Origin of the sequence: Vibrio sp. MMH1-50 (assembly GCF_022347645.1) — a bacterium.
Classification (GTDB): Bacteria; Pseudomonadota; Gammaproteobacteria; order Enterobacterales; family Vibrionaceae; genus Vibrio; species Vibrio harveyi.
On record NZ_JAKRGG010000009.1, the window covers coordinates 94,877 to 120,945 of the forward strand.

Below are 26,069 nucleotides of genomic sequence, written 5' to 3' on the forward strand. Positions count from 1 at the left end.
TATTCTAATTTTGAGTTTAAAAACCAGTTCGATCCACCACTTCAGAAACAAACATTGACCGTATCAACTTATTTTCTACTTCGGGGTTGTGCCAATAGCCTCATGTTCGTTAGGGTAACTACACACCAAGGCAAACGTATTCCTTGGTGCTTTTTTGTCACTAAGGATCACTCATGTCAGCAACTGCGCAATCACAATTCGCTTTAAAACGCCCATCTGGCGTTGCTGCTGCGATCCTCCTGCTCTCTCTGGAACTGATTCAGAGCTGACAGGCTATATCTAAACTTTCTGTCAGCTTGAGAAGAAGCTGACGGGAACACCACATACTCCTCCCATTCCTTTCAGTTTCTTCCAAGCGAAACATAAGAGGAATAACAATGTTAAGCGCACGCAATATCGCCGCTTTGGGCTTCATGACTTTCGCCATGTACTTAGGCGCGGGTAACCTGATCTTCCCTCCATTTTTGGGTTACCAAGCAGGTGAAAACTTTCTGAGCGGGATGTCTGGTTTCCTCTTAACGGGCGTAGGTCTGCCTGCAATGGCACTGGTGATAGTCGCTATCGTAAACGGTTCAGACAAATTAACCGCCGCCCTACCTAAACCTTTGGCGACCAGTTTTTGGGTAATGGTATTTATCGTGATTGGTCCTGCATTCGTAATACCACGTGCGATTACCGTGGCTTACCAATTTAGCTTTGCACCAATGTTTGGTGATGCCGCTTTGGTACCTTTCACAATTGCTTTCTGTGTTATCACCATTTTGTTTGCGCTATACCCGGGCAAATTAGTCGACAACCTAGGCAAGATCTTAACCCCGGCATTGATGGCTATTTTAGTGATCATGTCTGTAACCGCTCTGGTTTATCCAGCCGGCGAGCTTACTACTGCAACGGGACCATATGTATCTGGCGCATTTGCTGAAGGCTTAACCCAAGGCTACATGACCATGGACGCGCTAGGTTCTATCGGTTTTGGTTGGATCATCTTCCGAGCGATTCGCAGCATGGGTGTGGATTGTCCGAAAGCCACCGCAAAATACACGCTGATCGCAGCTTTGATGTACGCCGTTGCCATGGCATTTGTCTACATCTCATTGGCTTACATTGGTTCGACAAGCTCATACTTGGGTTCTGAGTTCAGTAATGGCGGCGACATCTTAACGGCATTCACCTTCAGCCACTTCGGCGCATTTGGTTCACTATTACTAGGTGCCGTGATGGTATTGGCGTGTTTGACTACTGCTATCGGCGTAACCACAGCAGGCAGTGAGTTTTACGACAACACTTTCAGCAAAGTGAACTACAAAGGCTGCGTGATCACGACCATGGTATTGGCAGGTTTGATCGCTAACGTAGGTCTAGAGCAACTATTGGCTATCACATTGCCAGCCGTTGTGGCGCTTCATCCAGTAGCGATTGCATTGATGATCATGGCACCAGTGCGTAACAAGATGTCGCAAATCATGGTCGTCGCGACGGCGTTCACTGCTCTAACGTTTGGTTGTGTTGATGCGCTGCACATCCTAGGTTACATGCCAGAAGCCACAAACCAATGGTTAGACAGCAACATGCCACTGTACCACTACTTTGCAAGCTGGATTGTTCCGACGATTGTCATGGTGGTTGTGGGTGTAGTCTTTACCCGCAAGGCAAACCAACAACACACCGAGTTGGTAAACCAAGCCTAGATTGGCAAGTACCTCAACAAAAAACGGCTTCCTCAGAAGCCGTTTTTTCTATGTATAGTCAGAGCGATTTAAACCAAACTTCTGCATCTTTTGGTTGAGGGTTCGGCGCGGTAAATCTAGCTCGACCATCACATCCGTAATTCGTCCTTGGTGTCGAACTAGCGAGTCATGCAGCACTTTACGTTCAAAGTTGTGTAGCTGAATCGCCAATGGAACGCCTGCTTGTGTCTCTTCGGTTGTAGAAGATGGTCGACTGGAGAGAATTTCCATCACGGAGACGGTTTCATCCAGTGCAAAACGCATCGCGACATTCCTCAGCTCGCGCACGTTACCGGGCCAAGCGTAAGCAAGAATGGCTTTTCTATCGGCTTCACTCAGCGGACGACTCCCTGGATTACTTTTCAGAGCAAAGTGTTCGAACAAGATCAACGCGTCTTCTTCTCGCTCACGTAGTGGTGGCAAATAGATCTGCGCCACATTGAGGCGGTAGTACAAATCCTGACGAAACTCGCCATGATCATTGAGATCTTCTTTCGCAGCGGCGATCACTCTCAAATCAACCGAGATCTGTTGATTGCCCCCAACGCGCTCTACTGTATGTTCCTGCAATGAACGCAACACTTTCACCTGCATCGACAGCGGCATACTCTCGATTTCATCAAAAAATAAGGTGCCTTTATCCGCGTATTCCAATTTACCAATGCGCTTTTTACCCGCTCCAGTAAATGCCCCAGCTTCGTGCCCAAACAGCTCACTTTCAAACAGGTTCTCAGGAATTGCACCACAGTTGATTGGCACAAAATGATGGGTTCTGCGTTGGCTTTCATTGTGCAAACTGGTCGCTACCAGCTCTTTACCACAGCCTGTTTCGCCGTAAATAATCACGTTAGTATCAATGCGTGCTAACTTGGCAACTTGTTCTCTAAGCTGTTGCATCACTCGGCTTCGCCCAATCAACACTTCTTCTAAGCCGCTAACGCTAGACAGATACTCTTGGCGATCTTGAGTAGAAGTTTGTGCGCGATAACTCTCGACCGCATCGGTCACTCGCTGGGATAGGCGCTCAGGTTGGAAAGGTTTCTCGATAAAATCGAACGCACCGTTTTGCAACGCCCCTACTGCCATATCGACATCACCATGTCCGGTGATCAAGATAACCGGCGTTGGAATGTGATTGGCAATCAGGCTTTCTAGTATCGACAAGCCGTCGGTGTCCGGCAGGCGAACATCACTGACAATCGCATCAAATTCTTGGCTAAGAATGGCGGCTTTGCCCTCCTCCCCCAAACTAAACGCGGTCACGTCGAACCCCGCGAGTTGCAACCACTGACTGGTAGCCTGACGAACAATGTCATCGTCTTCGATAAGTGCAATTTTAGGGATGTCGTCAAAAGCCATCAGTTACTGCCTGCTTTATGGGGTGGGAAAGAAATCGCTCTTTGTTAACGGTAGCAAAAACCACTGAGGAGAAAAGGAGCTAGATCTCACTTCTTGATTACAAGTCTTTAACATCCAACCAGTTAGGCGCACTCTTTAATGACTCTCGGTGAGAACGCACTAGCTGAATGGAGTCAGTATGCAGCGCAAAAGGAATGGCAAAACATGGCTTGTGGTCGCAATTGCGGCAGTGCTGATGTTGTCTTGCTATAGCGCCAGTAGAGAGGTCGCCCGTCAATGGTTAAGTGTGCAAACTCAAACCGAAGCTCAGCAAAAGCTGCTCGACTATATTGGTGAAGTTCGCCGTGCACTTAAACGCTTCTACCATCTGCCTTACCTTGTTACCAACAATCCAGAAACCATCGCGTTTGTGAAAGGAAACCGAACTTATTACGAACCGTTGCAAACCCAGCTGACTCAACTCGATAAAGCTGCCAATACAGAAGGGTGGTTAATCCTGTCTAACTCTGGCGAAGTATTGGTATCGAGTTTGATCGAAGAGCGCTTTAGCCTGTCTGACCGGAAAGCCATTGTGGAACAAATTCACAATCAAGGCGGCGGTGTTTCCTTGGTGAACAAAACCAAAGGTTCGAGCCCGTTGTATTATCTTGCAGCCCCTATCTACGACGGTCTGGATATCGCAGGCATTGTGGTGGTGCAAATCAACCTCAGCCTGTTGACCGAACAGACCATTACTAGCCAAGACATCATTACGTTGCAAAATCGCCAACAACGCTTTTTCCTATCGAGTAGCTCGCTTTATAATGCTGACTGGTTTAACGAACCGAGCAACACCGTTCAGTTAGAAACGCAACGCTTATACGACAACACCAATATCAGTGTGTGGACGCTCAACCAACAACGCTACTTTGCGCACACCGTTAAATTGGATGATTTGAATTGGTACGTCAGCTACCTCACCCCTTCTAAGCCGATTCAACAAACCATAAACGTGATTGGTTGGAGCGTAGCGGCGCTGCTCTTATTGGTTGTATTACTCGTCATCATTGGTCTACAACGTCGCCAAAAGCACATCAACCAACAGCGAATTCAAGCCCTGTTGGAAGAGTCCCAACGCCGCTTGAAACAGATGATCAATAAGACCCACGTAGGTTTGCTATTGATTGATGAACAAGGGCAACTGTTCGATCTCAACCCAATGGCAAAGCGCTTGTTCTGTTTGCCAGAAAGCGTCAATCGACACGCTTTTGCTTGGGAATTATTCGACGCAGGTAATCCCAATTCCACCACACTTAAGTTACTAAAGGACTTGCCTAAACATAAAGAGCTCGCAGAGATCAGCACGGTTGAAACCATTGCCAGACGCAGTGACGGTAGCATCTTCCCTGTCCTGTTCTCGCTGACCAGTTTCCCTTGGCATGGTGAGCAGTATTTCCTTGCAACAATCATCGACATCACTAAGCGGAAAAAAGCTGAGCAATCGCTGCAACAAGTAAACCAAGAGCTGGCGCAGCGGGTAGAAGAGCGTACTCAAGCGCTAAAAGAAGCTCAAAGCCAGTTGATTGAATCGAGCAAAATGGTCGCTTTGGGTCGCATGTCGAGCGCGATCACTCATGAGCTCAATCAGCCACTAACAGGCTTGCGAACCCTGCTCACTACAAACGAGCTGCTAGCGGAACGTGGCGAAACGGAGATGATGAAAGCCAACAATGTTTTGGTACAGAAGCTGATTGATCGCATGGCAAGCATGACCAGTCAGCTAAAGACGTTCGCCTACAACAAACCAGAAAGCTTACAGGCAATTTCTCTCACCTCTGCACTCGAAGATACTTTGCGGGTGTACCAATCCCAATTAGAGAACGTGGACGTACGTGTGCGCGTTCCTCATGACTTACCTAACATCATGGGTGAAGAACAACGGCTTCTGCAGGTCCTTGGCAACCTTGTGTCGAATGCATTGGATGCAATGGACCAAACCGCCAATCCACAGCTGAGTTTGATCGTCACCCCAGCCGACAATCAAGTAGAGCTCACGGTAAGTGATAATGGCTGCGGCGTCTCGGATAAAATGCTTGAATCCATGTTCGAACCATTCCAAACCTCAAAGAAAATTGGTAAGGGATTAGGGCTGGGATTAGCGATCACCGCCAATAATATGCGCGATATGAACGGGCAAATTATCGTGAATAAAAATGAACAAAATGGGCTGATTTTCACTTTATTGTTCAAGTCAGCGTGATTTTGTATCGATTACAAAACCACCGTTAGAACTAGGCATCCCCGTCGTTTGAGAAAAACACGATCTCGATACAAGAATCCCTCCTTGACCTACACTATTCTCGAACACAGAAAACATACACTTCAAAACGATAAAGAGTGAGAAACATGATTAAGTTTCCTGAACATTTTCTTTGGGGCGGTGCTATTGCTGCAAACCAAGTAGAAGGGTCGTACAACCTTGGGGGTAAAGGGTTATCGACATCAGACATGCTGCCAAACGGTATTTTGAGTCCGCATCAAACCCGTGAAGAACGTACGCCGGGTATCAAAGACGTGGCGATCGACTTCTACAATCGCTACCCAGAAGACATTGCGCTATTTAAAGAGATGGGCTTTAACTGTCTGCGTCTGTCTTTGGCATGGAGCCGCATCTTCCCGAACGGTGACGAGCTAGAACCTAACGAAGAAGGTTTAGCGTTCTATGATAAAATTTTTGATGAACTGGCGAAGCACGACATCCAACCTTTCGTGACCTTATCTCACTACGAAATGCCTTACGCACTGGTTGAAAATTATGGCGGTTGGGGTGATCGCCGCGTCATCGAATTCTTCGAACGTTATGCTAGCACCGTGCTGGAACGCTACAAAGACAAAGTGAAGCTGTGGTTAACATTCAACGAAATCAACATGTCACTGCACGCACCATTTACTGGTGTTGGTTTGCAAGAAGACGCCAGTGAACAAGAGATTTACCAAGCGATTCACCACCAGCTAGTCGCAAACGCAAAAGCGGTAAAACTGTGTCAGCAAATCGTACCAAACGGCAAGATAGGTAACATGCTGCTTGGCGCAATCAACTACCCATATACCTGTAATCCTGATGACGTGCTTGCTGCAATGCATGAAAACAACAAGTGGTTGTTCTTCGGTGATGTACAAACACGTGGTCAATACCCTGGCTACATGAAGCGTTACTTCCGTGAAAATGGCATTGAAATTCAGATGGAAGCAGGCGATTTAGAAGAGATCGCATCAGCAAGTGTCGATTTCATCTCATTCAGCTACTACGCAAGTGGCTGTGCAAGTGCGGATCCGAAACAAAAAGAAGTGGGTAACATCGTCGATAGCGTACCAAACCCATACCTTGAGAAGAGCCAATGGGGTTGGTTGATCGATCCAAAAGGCCTGCGCGTTTTGCTGAACTTCCTTCACGATCGCTACCAAAAGCCACTGTTCGTCGTAGAAAACGGATTAGGTGCACGTGATGAAATCGATGAAAACGGTGAGATTCAAGATGATTACCGCATCGCTTACTTGAACGACCATCTTGTACAAGCACATGAAGCGATTCTGGATGGCGTTGAGCTGATGGGCTTCACCAGTTGGGGACCCATCGATTTGGTCGCGAACTCAACCGCTGAAATGAGCAAACGTTACGGTTACATCTACGTTGATCGCCACAACGATGGTCAAGGTACATTAGAACGTAAACGTAAGAAGAGCTTCTTCTGGTATCAAGATGTGATTCGCACTGCGGGCGGCTCACTGAAAAACTAAGCTTATTATCTAGATACAAAGTGCATGTTTATTTAGATATGAAACAGCAAAGCCCTGCAAACGCAGGGCTTTTCTTATTCCCGATTTCAGTTCAGTCACATGACTAAACGCCAATTTCACCACCGTCTTCACGGCGAATAACCACCGTTGCGGCACGTGGGCGCAGTTTCATACCCGCAGGTGTTTCTTCCGCAGCATTGTCGCTGTAAGGCCAGTTACCCGGATGCTGAATGTTCACGAACAAGGACTTGTAATCTGGGCTAATGGTAAAGCCCGTCACTTCACAGCCGTTAGGGCCAACAAAGAAACGCTTCAGCTCAGCTTGGTTTTCTGCACCAATCACCTCTTGCGTACCGTTTTCATCCGTCAGTTTTGAAGGTACAACAGCAAGCATTTGGTCATTGGTGTAAGACGTCACTTCATCTGCGCCGTTATCCGTTTGAATCCACAGGATGCCACGAGGATCAAACGCCAATCCATCTGGGCTCGCAAATTGATTCAGTTCTGTCAGGCTGGAACGGTTAGTGTCCGCATCGCCGTTAGCAGGAGCTCCAAACACGAAGATATCCCAAGTAAAGTCTGTCGCCGCTTCCCCTTCATCCCAACGGATTACGTGACCAAACTTGTTGTTCAAACGTGGGTTCGCAGGGTTGGTCTCATCCGTACGTTTGGTGTTATTCGTCAGCGTTAGATAAACCGAGCCTGTGAATGGGTCAACAGTACACCACTCAGGGCGGTCCATTGGCGTCGCACCGACAAGATCCGCCGCACCTGCTGTGTTAAGAATAATTTCAGCCAACGAGTTAAAGTTGTCTGCCAATGTGCCACCAGAGACTGTCGCGCTGTCTAGTGTCAGTGGTAACCAAGTACCAGAACTGTCTTCATTAAAGCGCGCCACATACAGTGTGCCTTCATCCATGTACTTATCGCCAGTGACCAAACGGTTTGTCGGATTTGCATCTGCTGGGTCCCATGCTGCCGCCGACTCAAATTTGTATAAGTACTCGAAGCGAGAATCATGACCTGAGTAAAACACCACAGGTTTGCCTTCTTCAAGTTTACCAAACGTACAGCCTTCATGGCGGAAACGACCTAGTGCAGTACGCTTCTTCGCACGCGAGTTTTGCGTGTATGGGTCGATTTCAACAATGTAACCATGACCATTCGCTTCGTTACGGTAATCGTCCAATGCGCTTGCTCCGGTTGGTTCAACGTTAAATCGTGTAAACTCATCCAAACGCTCTTCAGCATTACCAGCCAACGTTTCCCAAAGATAACGAGTTCGCTCATCATCAACACCAATACGATCTTGTTCTTCAGTACGAACACCAGCATTAACGAAATAGCCCGGCCAGTTTTCTTCACACGTAAGGTAAGTGCCCCAAGGCGTAAAACCATTACCGCAGTTGTTTAATGTGCCACGTGCTTGGCTACCATCTTGCGAAAAGCGAGTAACAGTCAGGTCTGTATTTGCCACTGGTCCCGAGAGATCCATCACTGTCGCACCAGTATAACGGCGGTTTAGTGGATCGGTATCAACCAGTTTCCACATGTTGTCTTCAAGTTGAACGCGAACCACAGAGACACCGTGGGCGTTAATTTCTTTACGTACTTCATCGACGATAGTGCGCACACCACCCACAACAGTAGGACCACTTGGGTGCAATGCTGAGGTATCAATGTATTCATGGTTAATACACAGTAATCCATCGGTGTCACTGTCGTTTAGTGAGAAGAAATGCATGCCGTCATGGTGCATACCAAGCGCATTAAGCTGATCGGCACTCGTGTTGCTGCCATCGTCTTTCCAAGCATTACCTTGTGCATTTAAAGGCGTCCCCCAAGGCACCAACACTTGTGCGACGTAACCTTGCGGAATCGAAACAGCATCTGTCAGTGAGCCAGGAATCGAATCAAAATTGAGGACTGCACTTGAAACGCCAGAGCCATTCCCCGCCGAAGTGCCCGAGCTAGAGGAGTTGCACCCAGAGAGACCAAATGCACCAAAAGCGGTCATTGCACCGACCCCCAAACCACCTTTCAGGATACTGCGTCGAGATAGGCTCGCTTCCAGTACTTCTTCAAAAGGCTTGTTATTACTCTGGTTGTAACGCGTCGCGTCGAAGGTTTCCTTACTCATGGTGTTGCTTTCCCAGTGTTAGGTTGAATTATAGGTTTGTATACCCAAGTGACTTCAAGATGCAGGATTCAGAGCGTTGTCATTGAGCGAGAGGAAGTTTGGAAGAGAAAAGTGACAGAACTAGTCTATCTTTATGAACTTTGTGTTTAGAAAATGTTATAAAACACACATCTATTCTATGTACTCCCGATTTTGCTTGGGCTAAGCCAGATTTGGGGGTATAAGGTGTACTCAAATCATCCACGAGAGATAATCATGAAACTAGATAAAATCGATAACAAAAATCGTCGTCTGCGTAAAAAGCTATTCCTAGGTGAATTCGCAATCCTAGGTTTTGAAATCAGCTGTGAAACAGACATCAACGACTTCGACCGTTACGATGCATTCGTAGATGAGTTTATCGACTACATTGATGGTCTAGATCTGTGCTTCGGCGGCGGCGGTCTAGAACTGTTTGAAGGTTTCCTATGTTCAACTGAGCGCTACGGCAGCGCGACAGAAGAGCAAAAAGCACAAGTTGTCGCTTGGCTAGAAGCTCGCCCAGAAGTAAGCAGCGCGAAAGCGGGCGAACTGGTTGACGCAAACTACCTGTAATTGCAGAGTCACTCTGTAATAAACAGAGTTGAGCAAGTAATGAGAAAGCTGGTCCTCGGACTGGCTTTTTTGCGTTTAGAAGCCGTGAATTTCTGAAGTACTGAGAACCGGAAGCGCGAACCGCTTTGATGGCTTGGAACCGTTAGTCTTTGGGAGTATCTTGGTATTTGGGATTACGTAGATATCTGGAAAATGTGGTGAGCGAGAAATAATGGCAGTTTTAGATAATTTTAGAGCTGGCATTTTATGGAAGGTTATCCGTCCATTGCCAGCTCAGTGTCACGAGTGTGGTTAACTATGCTTTTTTGCTAGCGTCAGTTTTTGTGTCTTTCCAGTATTGGATACGTACACGATGCAACTGTGCTTTTCTCATCTTTTTCATAGCAATCTCCCTCATCTATATAGGTAGCGCTCATCATGAGCTTATTGTCTAAGGTTGTTTTCCCCTCCAATCTATCGGGGAACGAATAAATTAACCGTGATTGATTTCACAACATAATGACAAAACACGCCATGTTGCAGTCAATTTTTGAACAGTTCGACTGTGTTTTATCGTATGGCAAGGGTTAACCTATCCACTGAATATGACAGATTAATGGCAATCAAGTTCCCTATTCCATCTGTCATTGAATCTTAATAATGATTCTCGAATAGCCTAGCAATTAATATACCAGCTGCGCATAACGATACCACGCATGTGCTCAAGCTAAGGTTGGATTCGCTGCTGGTAATGTTGTCGGTAGTCTCGCGGAGTCAGCCCCTTGTAGGTTTTAAAATGGCGATTAAACAAAGCTTGATTGCGATACCCTACTCGCTCAAACACAATGCCAATGGGCAACTCAGTTGATTGCAGCAAGTCGGCGGCATGGTTAATACGCAGTTTCATCAAGCGTTGGCTAAAGGGTTCTTTAAAGTGCTTTTTAAACAGACGAGTCACCGCACTTTCACTCAGCGATAAATCATTAGCGAGATCGGCAAGTGTTATCTTGCGAGCGAAGTGTTGTTCTAGATACGCGCTCACCTTAGCAACACGCTCTCTTTCTTGTTGCTCATGTTCGCTCATCGAGAGATAAGAATGTGTCATCAGTGTTTTGGCTGCTTCATCATGCGCAAGTAACGAAAGTACATGAATAAAGCGAGCTAGTTGCTCCATCGCAGGTACTTTCATCAACTCATGAAGAAGCCCCACAACTTGTTGAGCAGTTCGCTCAGAGAACACTACTCCTTTATTTGCTGCCTTGAGCAACGGATCGAGTTTGCGCAGTTCCGTGCAATAAAACATCAGATTGGCAATCCACTCACGCTTAAACCAAATTACATGGGTTTCACAGTTATTTTCTACCAACGTGGAATGAATAGAATGAGGAACACCCGGCGCAATCAATAACATTTGATTGTGGGTCACTTCCAACTCGTGATGACCAATGTGCAGAGTTCCAGAAAAGTGTCGATGAATGACCAACTCGTACACATCATCATGAAAATGGAAGTCATACTCCTTTTTAAGCTCATCAATACGACGATAGCGCCAAGAAAAGCCAGGTCTCTGCGGTACTTTTTCGATGTGCGCCATTTGTCACTCCACAAGATAGTATTGTTATACGCGCAAATAATATCAGTATTACCGACACATTCTTTACTACGCCTCAATAGTATTGATATTGAGCGGTATACTATCAACTTAGCTCCATCACGCTCCTTATCCTTGCGTTGAAAAGAAGGCAAACCAAGGAGCTGTTATGAGTAACTTCAAAACTAAGCTGCGTCAGATCATGCAGAAAACTCGTGATGAATGGGCAATATTTGCAGTAAAAGAGATGGGAATTTCATCCGACACTGTCGCTAAATCTTATGGCTACAACTCGAGTTGTGATCTTGAGCAAACTCTTAAACAAGACGAAAAAGACACCGATTCGTACATTCGCTCGACACCTTGTGCGAGATCTCTCACAAGCGATGTAAGTAAAAAGACCATTTTTGACTAAGAACAAATCAACCAATAAACCTAACTAATTGAAAATTATTAATTATCCTTTTTTAAGCAATATTCGCTGCCAAAGTTTTTTTACCTAGCTGATTGAGAGTAATCAGCAAAACAACAATACTAAACATGTCGACAGGATGTTGGCGGGAACAGGAAAAAAGCCTAAAGGATTGGGTATCTTCAGGAAGAAGATTTGGTAGCTTAGGATGAGTTATCAGCAAGGATGTAGTTAAGCTCTAGGATAGAGTTCGCCCGTCAGGATGATAGGCAAGAATGGACACCGCTAGGAAGGCGATGAACAAGGAACTCGGTTAAAGGACTTAGCCACAATCAAGGATAGATGCAGGGAGCACCTATTAGTAGCCGGATTGCTGCGAAAAAGAATAAGCCCCGTCTGGGAAACCAGGCGGGGTTTTATTTTGCCCGTCATTTATGCTCCTCTCTACGTTCGGTCTTGCATCATGCTATTATTTCAGCAATTTCTTTAGCAGATTCATTCTCTGATAGACGCTTTCTTTAATAAACATCGAGCAAACGACGCCCTATGCTGAATCCAGTTTGGTTACACACATTCAAAACACTAGTTGAAGTCGGTCACTTTACGCAGACGGCAGAAAAGCTTTATATGACTCAACCCGGTGTCAGCCAGCACATTAAAAAGCTGGAGCAAGCTTGTCAGCACCCATTGATTAAGCGCGAGAACAAAAGCTTTGAACTTACGGAGCAAGGGCGCATGGTGTATGCCTACGCGCTAGAACTTGAAGAAAAAGAAAAAAGCCTACTAGAAGATTTGAGCTTTGATGATCCACATGCTGGATACTGCAAACTCGCATGCTCTGGTGCGCTTGCCTTGATGCTGTTTGATCCGCTCCTTGAAAAACAGAAACAACATAAAGGCTTATCGATTCACCTAGAAGCTGCGCCCAACCAATCTATTCTTAATGGCGTTGCTGAGGGTCGAATTGATATGGGCATCGTAACCTACTCACCAAATAAAAGCGTGTTCCAAAGCGAACAAATTGGTCGAGAGACTTTATGTTTGATCTTACCTAAATCCTACCGAGGAAAAACGCTCACACCGGAGTTACTGAAAAGCTGTGGTGTGATTGGTCACCCAGATGCTGAACATTACATGACGCTATTTTTCGATCAATGCGCCGAACCCTTACTAAAAGAGATCAAAGTCAGCGACATGCCGTTATCCGGGTACGTCAACCAGTTAAGCCAGATCTTACTGCCAGTGAGTAAAGGACTCGGCTTTACCGTTTTACCGCGCAGTGCGGTGGAGAGCTTTGCATTAAGAGAAGAGTTATATGTCGCCGAATTAAAGCAACCGGTATATGAAGATTTATTTTTGGTTAGAAAACGCAGCCGCACATTGCCACTGCGCTACCAAACCATCAAGCAGGTCTTATTGAATGTGATCGGTACTGCTGTTCATCAATGATGTCAGCCATTCTTCACTAGTAATACGCTTATCTTGGCAATCCACCCAATATGGCTTGCCAGATAACCAACTCTTTGACGCCAGCTCTTTTATAAACACATCCACAGAATCAACGTCATCTTTGGCATAATCCCATTTGTTGCGCATGTGTTCTGCCGCCTCGCGATTGGTATACGCCTTGCCGTTACGGATAAAGGTGCAATAGGATTGCTCAACTCGTTTTATCAACGTCGAGATATCTTCCTCTACCTCTGCTAATGCAAAGGTAGGCAGAATACTTAATGTAAGTAGCAACGACCACTTTGCTTTCATCATAGCTTTATCCTTATCCCTGACCACGTAACTACTACCAAGTAACTACTAATAAGTGGCTTAACTATTCAGCTGTTTAGCTCGGCAATTATTACCACCACGCCTTAACTGGCTGAGGCTCAGCAAGCGCCAAACGTTGCCCAATCTCAGGGCTAACTAAAGTCACACCACGTTCTTCACTGATGTCTAACGCACGTTGCATTGGTTCATTCCAATCGTGCATTGACAAATCAAATGTACTGTTATGAATTGGCATCATCACTTTACCCTGCACATCAATGTGTGCCTGGACGCTCTGCTCCGGGAACATGTGAATATCTGACCAAAGGTCATTGTATGCGCCCGTTTCAATCATTGTGAAATCGAATGGACCGTACCTTTCACCAATCTCTTTAAAGCCATTGAAGTAACCTGAGTCACCGCTAAAGAACACTTTATTTTGCTGTGCGTTGATAACCCAACTGCCCCACAGCGTCGTATCGCGGTCTGTCAAACCTCGACCAGAGAAGTGCTGAGTCGGAGTCAGTGTATATTCAATACCGTCGACAGAATGTGACTCCCACCAATCTAGCTCGACCACTCTCTCCTTAGGCACGCCCCAGTTCACCAGTAATTGCCCCACTTTCAAAGGCACCAAGAAAGTTCCAACCTTGTCACCAAGCTCTTTAATCGAGGCTTTATCTAGATGGTCGTAATGGTCATGGCTGATCACCACGACATCGATACTTGGCAAATCTTGCAAAGTGATTGGTGTTTGGTGGAAACGCTTTGGTCCTGCCCATTGGACAGGAGATGCTCGGTCACTAAAGACAGGATCGGTCATCACCAACTTACCATCAAGCTTCATCAACACGCTCGAATGACCAAGACGGTATATGACGTCATCTTGTTCTTCTAGTAGTTGTGTCGCAGTCATCGCATGCACTGGAATTTCAATTGTTGGGGTTGGATTCGCACGCTCAGTTGTGAAATAAGCTTTCATGATACCGAACATATCGCCCAAACTGCTTTTGTATTCCAACTCGGTGTTTGCAAATTTGTCCGGGTATGTTGGCGCTTTTTCAGTATCAACATTAGAACAAGAAATCATTGATGTACCCATCGCGAACGCTCCTACTGTGGCTAGCAAAGTTTTTTTCATAAAAAGTAAACCCGAACAAAAGTAAACTACACGGTGCAGTTTACATTCAAATTATCAAAAGTAAACTACTTAGTGTAAAATAGATCCAGAAATGATCTTCCTAACTTAACAAGTTTATGAATGTAAAAAGAAAAAGTCGTAGCGAGACCAAAAGAGAAGCGATTCTCTGCGCGGCGAAACAAGCGTTTCAAGAATTTGGGGTGCAAAACACCAGCATGGATAAGCTGTCTTCAATCGCTCAAGTATCAAAGCGAACCGTCTATAATCACTTCCCTTCTAAAGAGGCGATCGTGACCGAGTTGCTGACGGAGCTTTGGCGCTCATCAATGATGGACAGCGATATTGAGCGTTTACCCACACTGCCGCTGAAACAGCAATTGATTGAATTGCTCTACAGTGAGATCGTCGTCGTGACGGAACCTAACTATATTGAATTAGCAAAAGTCGCGTTTGGACACTTTTTGTTTAAGCCGGAAGATCTCAAAGAACAAGCTGAACGCATGTCAAAACAAGAAACCGCGTTACATCGTTGGCTCACCGAACATGCCCAAAACGGCGCGCTTAAGATCGAAGATGTGGATGTGGCAAGCATTCAGCTACATAACTTACTTAAAGGCAGTGCATTCTGGCCACAGTTAATGGGGATGCGTGCTTCTTTAACAGAGGAAGAGTCCAGAGCGCTAGCCACCCAAACGGCTGAACTCTTCTTAAGTCACTATAAAAACAACTAAAGTAAAGCGGTCAAATAGCCGCTTTTTTTAGTTTTCTCACATCGAAAAATGATGAATTTTTGACTCAATTTTCTTTTTCTCGCCCTTGACAGTCGCACACAGCAAGGCGCGAGAGTTCGATAAATTATTTTTGTCGTATCGACGATATTTTTTCGTTTTCATCTCATGAGAAAACGCCCTAAGGTGCGCACCTCTGACGACGTGGTTGTCCAACCACAATTCTAAATCGTTGAAGCGAGTGGATTCTGTCACATCAATTAAACCCACTCACTATACTCTATATTTATATTTTTAATTTGGTACTGACTTACTAAGGAATTGCCATGCGTATTGCTATTCTTTCTCGTAATGAGAATCTATATTCAACCATGCGCCTAAAGCAGGCGGGTGAAGAGCGCGGACATCAAGTTGATGTGATCGATACTCTGCACTGTTATATGGATATTACGAGTAACAACCCTAAGATTCGTTACATGGGTGAAGAATTGCCAAAGTATGACGCGGTTATTCCTCGCATTGGTGCATCTATCACTTTCTACGGAACTGCGGTTGTACGTCAGTTTGAAATGATGGGCACATTCTGTGTGAACGAGTCAGTAGCAATCAGCCGCTCTCGTGACAAGCTACGCTCTATGCAGTTGCTATCACGCAAAGGTATTGGTCTGCCTCGTACTGGTTTTGCTCACCACCCTGATAACATTCAAGACGTGATCAAAAACGTTGGTGGCGCACCATTGGTTATCAAGCTACTTGAAGGCACTCAAGGTATCGGTGTTGTACTTGCTGAAACAACGAAAGCGGCAGAAAGCGTTATCGAAGCATTCATGGGTCTAAAAGCGAACATCATGGTGCAAGAGTTCATTGAAGAAGCAAATGGTGCGGATATCCGCTGCTTCGTTGTAGGTAACAAGGTTATCGCAGCAATGAAACGTCAAGCAAAAGAAGGTGAGTTCCGCTCTAACCTTCACCGCGGAGGTTCTGCTCAGCTAGTGAAACTAACCAAAGAAGAGCGTGCAACCGCAATCAACGCAGCGAAAGTCATGGGTCTCAACCTATGTGGTGTTGATATTCTTCAATCGAAAAACGGTCCTGTTGTGATGGAAGTGAACTCTTCTCCAGGTCTTGAAGGTATCGAAACTGCAACAGATAAAGACGTTGCAGGTATGATCTTCGACTTCATCGAGAAGAACGCAAAACCAAACGCTAACCGTACTCGCGGTAAAGGCTGATAATTGTTTGAGTGGGAGCCTATAGACTAGGCTCTCTTTATCACTCATCGCTAGGATGACACTATGAATCAGAAAATGATCATTGGGAACGCCGAAGCAATTTGCTTACCTGAGTTAGGGATTACTCACCTTGAAGCGCGTATTGATACAGGCGCACAGACTTCTTCTCTGCACGTAGATAATCTAGAGTGCACTGAGCAAGACGGTCAGTCATACGTAGAATTCGATCTACACCCAGATGTTTACCACTTAGAACAAGTGGTTCGCTGTAAAGCTCCACTGAAGGCGAACCGCAAGGTGAAATCATCAAACGGAACGTTCGAACACCGCTGCGTGATCACAACGATGCTACGCATGGGCGACCAAGAGTGGCCTATCGACATCACGCTGACTAACCGTGAAAAGATGACCTACATGATGTTGCTAGGTCGTCAGGGTATGGCAGACAAAGTTCTGGTAGACCCGAGCCAATCTCACTTATTGGCTCCATAATCCCCGTAGCTTCAGATGAGCGAACTCCGTGGTCGCTCATCTGGCTCTTCTGTACTTTTCTAGCTGTCCTTTTCGCCATTCTCCTCTTTCATATTCTTACTTCTCAGTACAGAGCGCATTAACCCTTTAAGTTTTATCTTCGTCACTCGCCAATGCGTAATGGGTCTAACCGGCGCGGTATTGATGATGTGTTGATAAGCATCTTCATCAAACTCAACTTCACCACCATGTGCGGCCAATAAACAACTCGGATTCATCTCAAAAACTCGCTTTAACGACCGGCGATATTGGTTGGGATGAAAAATAGGAAACGGCGCAATCAAATGGCTTTTTACCTGCACCATTAAATCCGCGACATAAAGCACATCCTGCTCAGCATGAAAAACCGATAAGTCTCTATCAGTATGTCCGGGGGTTTCCAATATTTGCCAATCAGAAAATCCAGGCACGGCGTCACCATCCACCAGCTCAATATCTGGTCTTAGTTTTCGCGAATACCATAGATTCCGCTTTGGTTTACGCATTCGATTCGCCATCCAACGCGCCAAAATCAAATCGGTCAAATGCATCAACCAACCATCAAAGCCGCCATACCAATGAGTGTCTCGTTTCGCAGCTAAGATCTGGCACCCCGTAAGCTCTCGCAACTTGTGCGCAGCCCCCGCATGGTCAGGATGCATATGCGTGACCACCACCATTTTTAAGTCGGTGAACGAACGATTAAGCTGATGCTCAATAAAATCTTTGAGGTGTGGAATATCGGCTCGACTGGCGCCATCAAGCAACATTAACTTGTCTGGATACTCGGCGAGATACATGGTTTGGATGTATCCCTGAATTCTATGCAGCTGCAAAACATATCCTTGTTTTGTTGGGTCTTTATTCTTGTTTTTCTGCGACCAAATCCTTACTGGTCAGACCAACTATAACAGCAGAATGGACACTCTGTTAAATAAATGTTTACACCGCGACTCGACAACAGTTGTTAATCGAAAGAACAAATTTTAATCATTAGACTCTGATTGGGTTTTATCCGTTAATGCGCGCACACGGAGTTCGTGTCAGGGTATGAGGTTAGCGCCTCATGATTTGCTTTTTTGTATTTCCTCCTCCTATTTCAGCGAGGGTTTAAATACATTTTTGTGAGAATCGAGTTGGAAAAAGCAACTAAATTAGACCGCATCCGCGCGGACTACAACGTTCACTACTGGAGCCAAGGCTTCTACGGAATTGATGACCAAGGCGAGGTTTACGTATCTCCTCGTAGTGACCGTGCACACCAAATCCCTTTCAGTGCGATTGTAAAAGAGCTAGAAGCTAAGCAGTTGAACCTGCCTGTGCTAGTGCGCTTCCCGCAAATCGTGCACCAACGCGTGCATGGCATTTGCCAAGCTTTCAACCAAGCAATTGAAGAATACCAATATCCAAACAAATACCTGTTGGTGTATCCAATTAAAGTAAACCAACAGCGTGAAGTGGTTGATGAAATCTTAGCGAGCCAAGCGCAGCTAGAAAATAAACAGCTGGGTCTAGAGGCAGGCAGCAAGCCAGAACTATTGGCGGTACTGGCATTGGCTCAACAAGGCAGCTCCGTGATCGTGTGTAATGGCTACAAAGACCGTGAATATGTGCGTCTAGCACTGATCGGTGAAAAGCTAGGTCACAAAGTATTTATCGTACTAGAGAAGCTATCTGAGCTTGATCTAGTACTTGAAGAAGCGAAAAGCTTGGGTGTAACTCCACGTCTTGGCTTGCGTATCCGCCTTGCATCTCAAGGTGCAGGTAAGTGGCAAGCAAGCGGCGGTGAGAAATCGAAGTTTGGTCTATCGGCATCACAAGTATTGAGCGTGATTGATCGTCTAAAACACGAAGACAAGCTAGATACCATGCAATTGGTTCACTTTCACCTTGGCTCACAGATGGCAAACATCCGTGACGTACGCAATGGTGTGAATGAATCCGCACGTTTCTACTGTGAATTACGTGCCATGGGTGCAAACATTGATTACTTCGATGTTGGCGGCGGTTTAGCAGTAGACTACGACGGCACACGCAGCCAATCTTCGAACTCGATGAACTACGGTCTTGCAGAATATGCGCGTAACATCGTGAATACGGTCGGCGATGTCTGTCAGCACTACGACCAACCGATGCCAGTGATCATCTCTGAATCGGGTCGTTCTCTAACCGCTCATCACGCTGTGTTGATTTCTAACGTCATTGGTACTGAAACATACCAGCCGGAAGAAGTATTCGAACCTGCAGAAGATGCACCAATCTTGCTACAAAACATGTGGCGTAGTTGGGAAAACCTGCAGGATGGTACCGATGCACGTGCATTAATTGAAATTTACAATGATACCCAAAGCGATTTGGCCGAGGTTCACTCGCAATTCGCTACTGGCGTACTGAACCTTGAGCAACGTGCGTGGGCAGAACAACTGTCTCTGCGTATTTACTTCGAGCTAAGTCGTCAAATGAGTACCAAGAACCGTTTCCACCGTCCTATTTTGGATGAGTTGAGCGAACGTCTTGCGGACAAGTTCTTCGTGAACTTCTCTCTTTTCCAATCCCTACCAGACGCATGGGGTATTGATCAGGTATTCCCTGTTTTACCGCTTTCTGGTCTTGGGGATGTGGAAGAGCGTCGTGCGGTGATGTTGGACATCACTTGTGACTCCGATGGCGCGATTGATCACTATGTTGATGGTCAAGGCATTGAGAGCACGCTACCAGTACCAGCATGGAGCAAAGACAAACCGTACCTAATGGGCTTCTTCCTAGTAGGCGCATACCAAGAGATCCTTGGTGACATGCACAACCTATTTGGTGATACCCACAGTGCAGTAGTCAATGTTGATGAAGACGGTCAATTCGAGATCAGCTACATCAACGAAGGTGATAGCGTAGAAGACATGATGCGCTACGTTCACATCGACGTAGATGCGATTCGTGACAATTACAAACAATTGGTTTCAGAACGAGTTGAAACCAGTGAACAAGAACAAATCCTAGCTGAACTGGAACAAGGTTTGGCAGGCTACACCTATTTAGAGGACTTCTGATATGAATGATTTGTTTACGAAAACCGATTATTCGCTTTACTCCAACTCTATGTCGTTTCTACGTCGACCGTACATCAAAAATCCAGTATCGGCAGACGCAGACGTTGTGGTGCTAGGGGTTCCTCTGGACATGGCGACTTCTGGTCGTCCTGGTGCGCGTATGGGACCAGATGCGATCCGTCGTGCGTCAGTAAACCTTGCTTGGGAAGGCAAGAAGTTCCCTTGGGACTTCAACGTATTTGATAAATTGAAAGTGATCGACGCAGGTGACCTTGTATTCGATTGTGGTGACGCAGAAGATTTCACTTACCGTCTAGAAGCGGCAACAAGTGAGATTCTAAAGAGCGGTAAGACAATGCTAGGCTTGGGTGGTGACCACTTCATCACGCTACCGATCCTACGTGCTTACGCAAAACACCATGGTCAAATGGCATTGATTCACTTCGATGCGCACACTGACACTTACGCAAATGGCAGTTCTTACGACCACGGAACTATGTTCTACCATGCGCCAAAAGAAGGTCTGATTTCTGCGAAGAACTCAGTTCAAATTGGTATTCGTACTGAATATGACCAACAAGATCACGGCTTCAATGTCATCAACGCGATGCAAGCAAACGACATGTCGGTAGAAGAGATACTGACAGAGATTCGTCGCACGGTTGCGGATAAGCCTGTGTATGTCACTTTTGACATCGACTGTCTGGATCCGGCGTTTGCACCGGGTACAGGTACACCAGTTTGTGGCGGCCTGAACTCAGATAAAATTCTGAAGATCATTCGTGGTTTCGCTGGCATGAACATCGTAGGTATGGACGTGGTGGAAGTCTCACCTCCTTACGACCACAGCGATGTAACGGCCTTGGCTGGCGCAACTATCGCACTTGAGTTGCTTTACGCCTACGCTTCAGGTCGCGAATAACGAAAGTTGTTCTAAATGAGCGCAGTATTTCAAGGGGAGCTTCGGCTCCCTTTTTCGTTTTCATCACCCAACAAAAATAGATTAGATTTTCTAATCCAAATCATAGATTTTTATCTTGCTCAACTTCACACTTTTTGATTGCTAAGTCCGCACTCAAGCTCTAATATCTCGCGCCTAGATTCCCTAATTACTTTGTTTATTTGGCTCTCCTATATGGAGCGCTAAGGCTTTTTACGTCTTAAATTTCTGGAGAGATACGCAAATGTCCGCCTCGTTTCCATTAGCGAAACTTACCTTTTTAATCGCAATTCTGACTGCCGTAGGTCAAATGACTCAAACGATGTACGTGCCTTCTATCGGTCATATGGCGGGTGAGTTCTTGGTATCAGCGTCTTCACTTCAAGCTGTGATGGCGTGTTACCTGATCCCTTACGGTCTATCGCAGTTTGTATACGGCACGCTGTCCGATCGCCTTGGTCGTAAGCCAATCATCATTGCGGGTTTGATCATCTACATTCTTGGTACTTTGGTAGCGCTGTTTGCTCATGAGTACGAATGGTTTCTAGCAGGCAGCTTCATCCAAGGTTTGGGTATTGGCTGTGGCGGAGCTATGTCTCGTACACTGACTCGTGACTGCTTTGAGGGCGCTGAACTGCACCGCGCAAACAGCTTGATCAGTATGTGTGTGATTTTTTCGCCATTGATCGCACCAGTATTGGGCGGTTATCTAACCGAAGCATTCGGCTGGCGATCTAGCTACCTATTTCTTGCGTTATTCGGTATTGCCGTTGTGATCACCATGATGACAAGCATGATGGAAACCTTGCCTAAAGAGCGCCGCAAACATGAATCTGTTGCGAAGAGCTACAAGTTCGTACTATCAGACAAACGCTTCCAAGGCTTCTTATTGGTATTGGTTGCCACGTTTGCAGGCGTTGCAGTATTTGAAGCAGCAGCAGGTGTGTTGTTGGGTGGTGTACTTGGCTTGCCAGCAACCACGGTCAGCTTGCTATTTGTCTTGCCGATACCGGGTTACTTAGTCGGTGCTGGTCTATCGAGCTATATTGCACAACGCCGTTCTGAGCGCCGTGCTTTGAATGTTGGTCTAGTGGCTATCTTAATTGGCTCAGCAGTGGTATTGATTCCGGGTCTGTTTGGTCTAACAACGGCGTTGACTCTGATTGGCGGTGCAACCATTTACTTCTTGGGTGCAGGCATTTTGTTCCCAGCGGCAACTACCGGCGCACTTTCACCGTTCCCATACCACGCAGGCACTGGCGGTGCCATTTTGGGTGGTATGCAAAACCTAGGCGCAGGCATCGCAACGCTATTGGCTTCCTTCTTCCCAGCGCAAGACCAAATGCCACTTGGCTGTCTGATGATGGCAATGTCGATCATCGCCATGCTTGGTCTACGTTGGGTTAATCGCAAGCACGACCATTCAAACGAAATGCCATTGGCAATTTAAAACCTGCCGCTCATCACTCAAAAGGGACATGCTGAAAAGTGTGTCCCTTTTTTGTTGCACGCATCTTGCCCTCCAGTTCTCATCCACCAGCATTTACATTTAACATCCCTGTAAATCTTTGCTAAAAAGAACAGTTGCTTACACACATTTATAGATTTGCCATTCAACATTCATTGGAAGAAACCTGTGCTTTAACTCTTAAATAAAAGAATGGCGATACAACAAGAGTAAGGTACACAATAAGGACACACAGATGCGTTTCACTTTAACTACGTTGGCCGTATCGGTCGCGCTTGTCGCCGGATGCAGCAATCAAGGAATACCAACCATGAACCATTACTCTCAATCTCAACTCGTTGCTCAACAAACTCAAGCACCTGTTGCTAAAAAAGTGCCACATGCAATGACGATTCATGGTGACACCCGAATCGATAACTACTATTGGATGCGCGATGATGAGCGCCAAGACCCAGAGATTTTGCAACATCTTGAGCAAGAAAATCAGTATGCAGAAACCGTTCTAAAACATACTGAAGCACTACAAGAGCAATTATTCGAAGAGATCAAAGGTCGTATTGCGAAAGACGATAACTCAGTACCAGTACGTCGAGGTAACTACTTCTATTCAAATGAAGTAACAGGCGATAACGAATACGAAGTGCACATGCGTGCGAAAGACTTTGCAGGCAAAGACAAGCAAGTCATCCTAGATGTAAATGAACTGGCGAAAGAGCACGAGTTCTTTAGCACTGGAGGCTTATATGTGAGCCCAAATGAGAACTTGCTGGCTTACGGTGAAGATACGTTAAGCCGTCGTGTTTATACCATCAAAATCAAAGATCTTAATACCGGCGAATATCTACAAGATGAAATTGAAGGTGCGTCGAGTGCTATCGCATGGCAAAACGACAACAAGGCTTTCTATTACATCAAGAAAGATCCACAAACACTGCTTGGTTATCAAGTATACCGTCACGTACTAGGCACTCCGCAAAAGAGCGATGAACTGATTTACGAAGAAACCGACAGTGCTTACTACACTTACTTGAGTAAAAGTAAAGATGACGAGCAAGTGTACATTTGGCACTCAAGCACCGAAACGAGTGGTGTATCAGTCATTGACGCCAACAATCCAAACGCAAAAGCTGAAGCTTTCTACCCACGAGAAACAGGCATTGAGTACAGCATCGCTAAATTAGGTGATTGGTACTACATCTACACAAACTATCAAGCAGTAAACTTCCGTTTAATGAAAGTCAAAGCAGAAGAGATGCATGATCGTTCTAAATGGGTCGATGTCATCCCAGCAGACGACAATACTCAACTTGTCGATTTCGACTTGTTTGATGACCACCTTGTGTACGAGCAACGCGCGAATGGTCTATCAACAGTTAAAATCCGCCAGCTATCAACGGGCAAAGAGTTCCCACTTGAATTTAACGACAGCGCGTTTGCTGCTTATCTAACAGGCAACTATGAACTCGATAATTCTAAAGTTCGTATCTACTACAGCAGCCTAACCACACCTGGTACTTACTATGATTTCGACCTGAATACGGGTGAATCTGAAATAATGAAGCAAACACCGGTGCTAGGCGATTTCGATGCGGATAACTATCAATCAGAGCGCATCATGGTAACCGCTCGTGATGGAAAGCAAGTGCCAGTATCATTGGTTTATCGCAAGGATCTGTTTAAGAAAGACGGGACCAATCCAATCTACCAGTACGGCTACGGCTCTTACGGATCAACAATTGAACCAACGTTCCGTTCAACCCGCCTCAGCTTACTTGACCGCGGATTCGTGTACGCTATCGCTCACATTCGCGGCTCAGAAATGCTTGGACGCCCTTGGTATGAAGATGGCAAAAAACTCACTAAGCAAAATACCTTTAATGACTTTATTGACGTAACAAAAGGGCTTGTTGAAGAAGGCTACGGCGCAAAAGACAAAGTGTTTGCGGTTGGTGGCTCTGCCGGTGGTCTATTAATGGGTGCGATCATTAACCAAGCACCGGATCTCTACCGTGGTATTGGCGCGCACGTTCCCTTTGTTGATGTCGTAACGACCATGTTGGATGAATCGATTCCTCTAACGACCAACGAATACGATGAATGGGGTAATCCAAATGATAAAACGTATTACGACTACATGCTGAGCTACTCGCCGTACGACAATGTGAAGGCTCAGAATTACCCGAACATGCTAGTGACGACGGGTTTGCATGACTCACAAGTTCAATACTTTGAACCGATGAAGTGGGTAGCAAAACTCCGCGAGATGAAGACCGATGACAATGTCTTGCTATTCAAAACGGATATGGAAGCTGGTCACGGTGGTGCGTCAGGTCGATTCAAGCGATTAAAAGAAGACGCCCTGGAGTACGCTTTCTTCCTTGATCTTTTAGAGACAAAGTAAACCTGGCGTCCTAAAAAGTGTTACACACATTTTTATAACAGGGGTTATCCACTAAAAAATGCCCGCATTGTGCGGGCATTTTTGTTGACTCTCAGTCTATTTGAAGAAAAACGCCTATTCACAGCGAATAGGCGTCAACACAATAAATGTGTTTAGGCAGTAGAAACTGTCCTATTGATTAGAAGTAGTAACGAGCACCGATTGTCCAGTAGTCGTTCTCTTCCACGTTGTAGTCATTTCCGAGGTCAAATTCATAAGCAGCAAAGGTATAGAATGAAGGCGTAACTGCGTACTCAGCTTGTAACGCTGCTTCACTGTATAGAGTCTTGCTGTCTTTATCATTTTCTACCGCTTCGTAGTTCACACTGAACGTCCAATCATTCACCCCGTAGGCTAATAGACCTTCAAGTTGTACCGTTTCTTGATAAAGAACAGAAGTTGCTGCGCCTGGGAATTTGTAATCAAAGAAATAATCATTCATACCATATACGATTGCCGCATACAGACCTGAACCGTACTTACCGTAGTTAGCAGAGAAGACATGAGATGTCGCTGATTCTGATTTAGAACCGATGTCACGGTCACCGCCACTGTATACGTAACCAAGACCAAATCCGGCAAGGCTTGTGCTCACTGCAATCTGACCACGAGCATCGTATTCATCATGTTCGCCTTGCCAGCCAAGACCGAGGTTAAATCCAAAGCCTTCACCGAACTCAAAACCTTTACGGTAGCTCAGCATTCGCTCAGCACGAGCGGAACCTAAATTATATTGGTCTGCATACAAGAAGTCGTTGGCAAACGCGATTGGTAAATCCGCAACACCAGCTACATCGTAATATGGTGACCATTGTGTACCCGCTACCACGCGACCAAACTGTTCATGCGTTGCACCAATGTAGCCCAAACGTGTGTTGAACGAGCTCGCGCCCCCGTCCAGTAATTTGATAGACCATTCACCCTTGGCATCAACTGTCACACCATTACCAATGTCTTGTTTGCCGCCCACATTGATACGAGGAGATACGTCATGAATGCGAACATCTTCCTCAAAGTACTCACCAACGCCCACTGAAACGTGGCCGCCGATAGAAAGAGATGTGCCTTCGCTATTGTAAACTTCAGCTGCGAAAGCCTGAGAACCACATGCTAGTGCCGCCACTGCAACGGCTAGAGTTTTCATTTTCATTTTTAACATCCATATAGTTGTTTATACCGGTTCGTTACGACAGCAAGACAAAAATTTTCAACACAACGAACAC

General features: G+C 45.8%; 20 protein-coding genes and 1 pseudogene. 14 read left to right on the top strand and 7 right to left on the bottom strand.

Annotation, left to right across the window (positions count from 1 at the left end; translation table 11 throughout):
- Positions 1-377 precede the first annotated feature (377 nt).
- The gene (gene brnQ / locus MHO32_RS09560) at positions 378-1,688 is read left to right on the top strand and encodes a branched-chain amino acid transport system II carrier protein (RefSeq protein WP_239211413.1); all 1,311 of its coding nucleotides are present in this window, start codon (positions 378-380) and stop codon (positions 1,686-1,688) included.
- 48 nt (positions 1,689-1,736) lie between these two features.
- Here the strand turns inward: brnQ and MHO32_RS09565 are convergent, their stop codons facing one another.
- A complete protein-coding gene (locus tag MHO32_RS09565; RefSeq protein WP_239211415.1) occupies positions 1,737-3,086 on the bottom strand; it encodes a sigma-54-dependent transcriptional regulator in 1,350 nt (449 codons plus the stop codon).
- A 178-nt stretch (positions 3,087-3,264) separates the two neighbouring features.
- Between MHO32_RS09565 and MHO32_RS09570 the strand changes: the two genes are divergently transcribed.
- Positions 3,265-5,325, top strand: a complete 2,061-nt coding sequence (locus MHO32_RS09570; protein ID WP_239211426.1) for a sensor histidine kinase — start codon at positions 3,265-3,267, stop codon at positions 5,323-5,325.
- Between the two features lie 146 nt (positions 5,326-5,471).
- Positions 5,472-6,863 carry a glycoside hydrolase family 1 protein gene (locus MHO32_RS09575; protein ID WP_017188530.1) on the top strand — a complete coding sequence of 464 codons (1,392 nt, stop codon included), beginning with the start codon at positions 5,472-5,474 and terminating at the stop codon, positions 6,861-6,863.
- 103 nt (positions 6,864-6,966) lie between these two features.
- On the opposite strand, the gene MHO32_RS09580 is transcribed toward MHO32_RS09575, so the two are convergent.
- Positions 6,967-9,003, bottom strand: a complete 2,037-nt coding sequence (locus tag MHO32_RS09580; RefSeq protein ID WP_050937278.1) for a PhoX family protein — start codon at positions 9,001-9,003, stop codon at positions 6,967-6,969.
- 255 nt (positions 9,004-9,258) lie between these two features.
- Between MHO32_RS09580 and MHO32_RS09585 the strand changes: the two genes are divergently transcribed.
- A complete protein-coding gene (locus tag MHO32_RS09585) occupies positions 9,259-9,597 on the top strand; it encodes a YggL family protein (protein ID WP_005453308.1) in 339 nt (112 codons plus the stop codon).
- 706 nt (positions 9,598-10,303) lie between these two features.
- Here MHO32_RS09585 and MHO32_RS09590 read toward each other — a convergent pair.
- Complete coding sequence (locus tag MHO32_RS09590; protein ID WP_239211428.1) at positions 10,304-11,170, bottom strand: AraC family transcriptional regulator; 867 nt, start codon at positions 11,168-11,170, stop codon at positions 10,304-10,306.
- A gap of 166 nt (positions 11,171-11,336) precedes the next feature.
- On the opposite strand from MHO32_RS09590, the gene MHO32_RS09595 reads away from it, so the two are divergent.
- The gene (locus MHO32_RS09595; RefSeq protein WP_005453301.1) at positions 11,337-11,582 is read left to right on the top strand and encodes a hypothetical protein; all 246 of its coding nucleotides are present in this window, start codon (positions 11,337-11,339) and stop codon (positions 11,580-11,582) included.
- 543 nt (positions 11,583-12,125) lie between these two features.
- Positions 12,126-13,028 (top strand): LysR family transcriptional regulator, encoded by a 903-nt coding sequence (locus tag MHO32_RS09600; protein ID WP_009696858.1) that lies wholly within the window; start codon positions 12,126-12,128, stop codon positions 13,026-13,028.
- Here MHO32_RS09600 and MHO32_RS09605 read toward each other — a convergent pair.
- Together MHO32_RS09605 and MHO32_RS09610 are read right to left on the bottom strand one after the other, a co-directional pair.
- Positions 12,993-13,340, bottom strand: a complete 348-nt coding sequence (locus tag MHO32_RS09605) for a DUF5329 family protein (RefSeq protein WP_239211498.1) — start codon at positions 13,338-13,340, stop codon at positions 12,993-12,995. The genes MHO32_RS09600 and MHO32_RS09605 overlap by 36 nt on opposite strands.
- A 91-nt stretch (positions 13,341-13,431) precedes the next feature.
- The gene (locus tag MHO32_RS09610; RefSeq protein ID WP_239211442.1) at positions 13,432-14,442 is read right to left on the bottom strand and encodes an MBL fold metallo-hydrolase; all 1,011 of its coding nucleotides are present in this window, start codon (positions 14,440-14,442) and stop codon (positions 13,432-13,434) included.
- 155 nt (positions 14,443-14,597) lie between these two features.
- Between MHO32_RS09610 and MHO32_RS09615 the strand changes: the two genes are divergently transcribed.
- The 3 genes from MHO32_RS09615 (at position 14,598) to MHO32_RS09625 (ending at position 16,933) form a co-directional block, all read left to right on the top strand.
- Positions 14,598-15,212 carry a TetR/AcrR family transcriptional regulator gene (locus MHO32_RS09615; protein WP_005453294.1) on the top strand — a complete coding sequence of 205 codons (615 nt, stop codon included), beginning with the start codon at positions 14,598-14,600 and terminating at the stop codon, positions 15,210-15,212.
- A gap of 323 nt (positions 15,213-15,535) precedes the next feature.
- On the top strand, positions 15,536-16,441 hold the full coding sequence (gene rimK, locus MHO32_RS09620; RefSeq protein WP_005453290.1) for a 30S ribosomal protein S6--L-glutamate ligase: 906 nt from the start codon (positions 15,536-15,538) through the stop codon (positions 16,439-16,441).
- A gap of 63 nt (positions 16,442-16,504) precedes the next feature.
- Positions 16,505-16,933 carry an ATP-dependent zinc protease family protein gene (locus MHO32_RS09625; RefSeq protein WP_005432588.1) on the top strand — a complete coding sequence of 143 codons (429 nt, stop codon included), beginning with the start codon at positions 16,505-16,507 and terminating at the stop codon, positions 16,931-16,933.
- A 59-nt stretch (positions 16,934-16,992) separates the two neighbouring features.
- Here MHO32_RS09625 and MHO32_RS09630 read toward each other — a convergent pair whose 3' ends face one another.
- The gene (locus tag MHO32_RS09630; RefSeq protein WP_005453288.1) at positions 16,993-17,751 is read right to left on the bottom strand and encodes an MBL fold metallo-hydrolase; all 759 of its coding nucleotides are present in this window, start codon (positions 17,749-17,751) and stop codon (positions 16,993-16,995) included.
- Between the two features lie 336 nt (positions 17,752-18,087).
- On the opposite strand from MHO32_RS09630, the gene speA reads away from it, so the two are divergent.
- From speA to MHO32_RS25900, 5 genes and pseudogenes are all read left to right on the top strand, one after another.
- Complete coding sequence (gene speA / locus MHO32_RS09635; protein WP_239211444.1) at positions 18,088-19,998, top strand: arginine decarboxylase; 1,911 nt, start codon at positions 18,088-18,090, stop codon at positions 19,996-19,998.
- A gap of 1 nt (position 19,999) precedes the next feature.
- Positions 20,000-20,920: an agmatinase gene (gene speB / locus MHO32_RS09640; protein ID WP_222327104.1), complete on the top strand. Its 921-nt coding sequence runs from the start codon at positions 20,000-20,002 to the stop codon at positions 20,918-20,920.
- A gap of 262 nt (positions 20,921-21,182) precedes the next feature.
- Positions 21,183-22,388: a multidrug efflux MFS transporter EmrD gene (gene emrD, locus MHO32_RS09645; protein WP_009696852.1), complete on the top strand. Its 1,206-nt coding sequence runs from the start codon at positions 21,183-21,185 to the stop codon at positions 22,386-22,388.
- A gap of 253 nt (positions 22,389-22,641) precedes the next feature.
- Positions 22,642-24,807 carry a S9 family peptidase gene (locus MHO32_RS09650; RefSeq protein WP_026000149.1) on the top strand — a complete coding sequence of 722 codons (2,166 nt, stop codon included), beginning with the start codon at positions 22,642-22,644 and terminating at the stop codon, positions 24,805-24,807.
- A gap of 38 nt (positions 24,808-24,845) precedes the next feature.
- Positions 24,846-24,911, top strand: a pseudogene (locus MHO32_RS25900) (zf-TFIIB domain-containing protein); the annotation flags it as partial.
- A 74-nt stretch (positions 24,912-24,985) separates the two neighbouring features.
- On the opposite strand, the gene MHO32_RS09655 reads toward MHO32_RS25900, so the two are convergent.
- Positions 24,986-25,996, bottom strand: coding sequence for a porin (locus MHO32_RS09655; RefSeq protein WP_005453282.1), 1,011 nt, complete (start codon positions 25,994-25,996; stop codon positions 24,986-24,988).
- Positions 25,997-26,069: the final 73 nt, after the last annotated feature.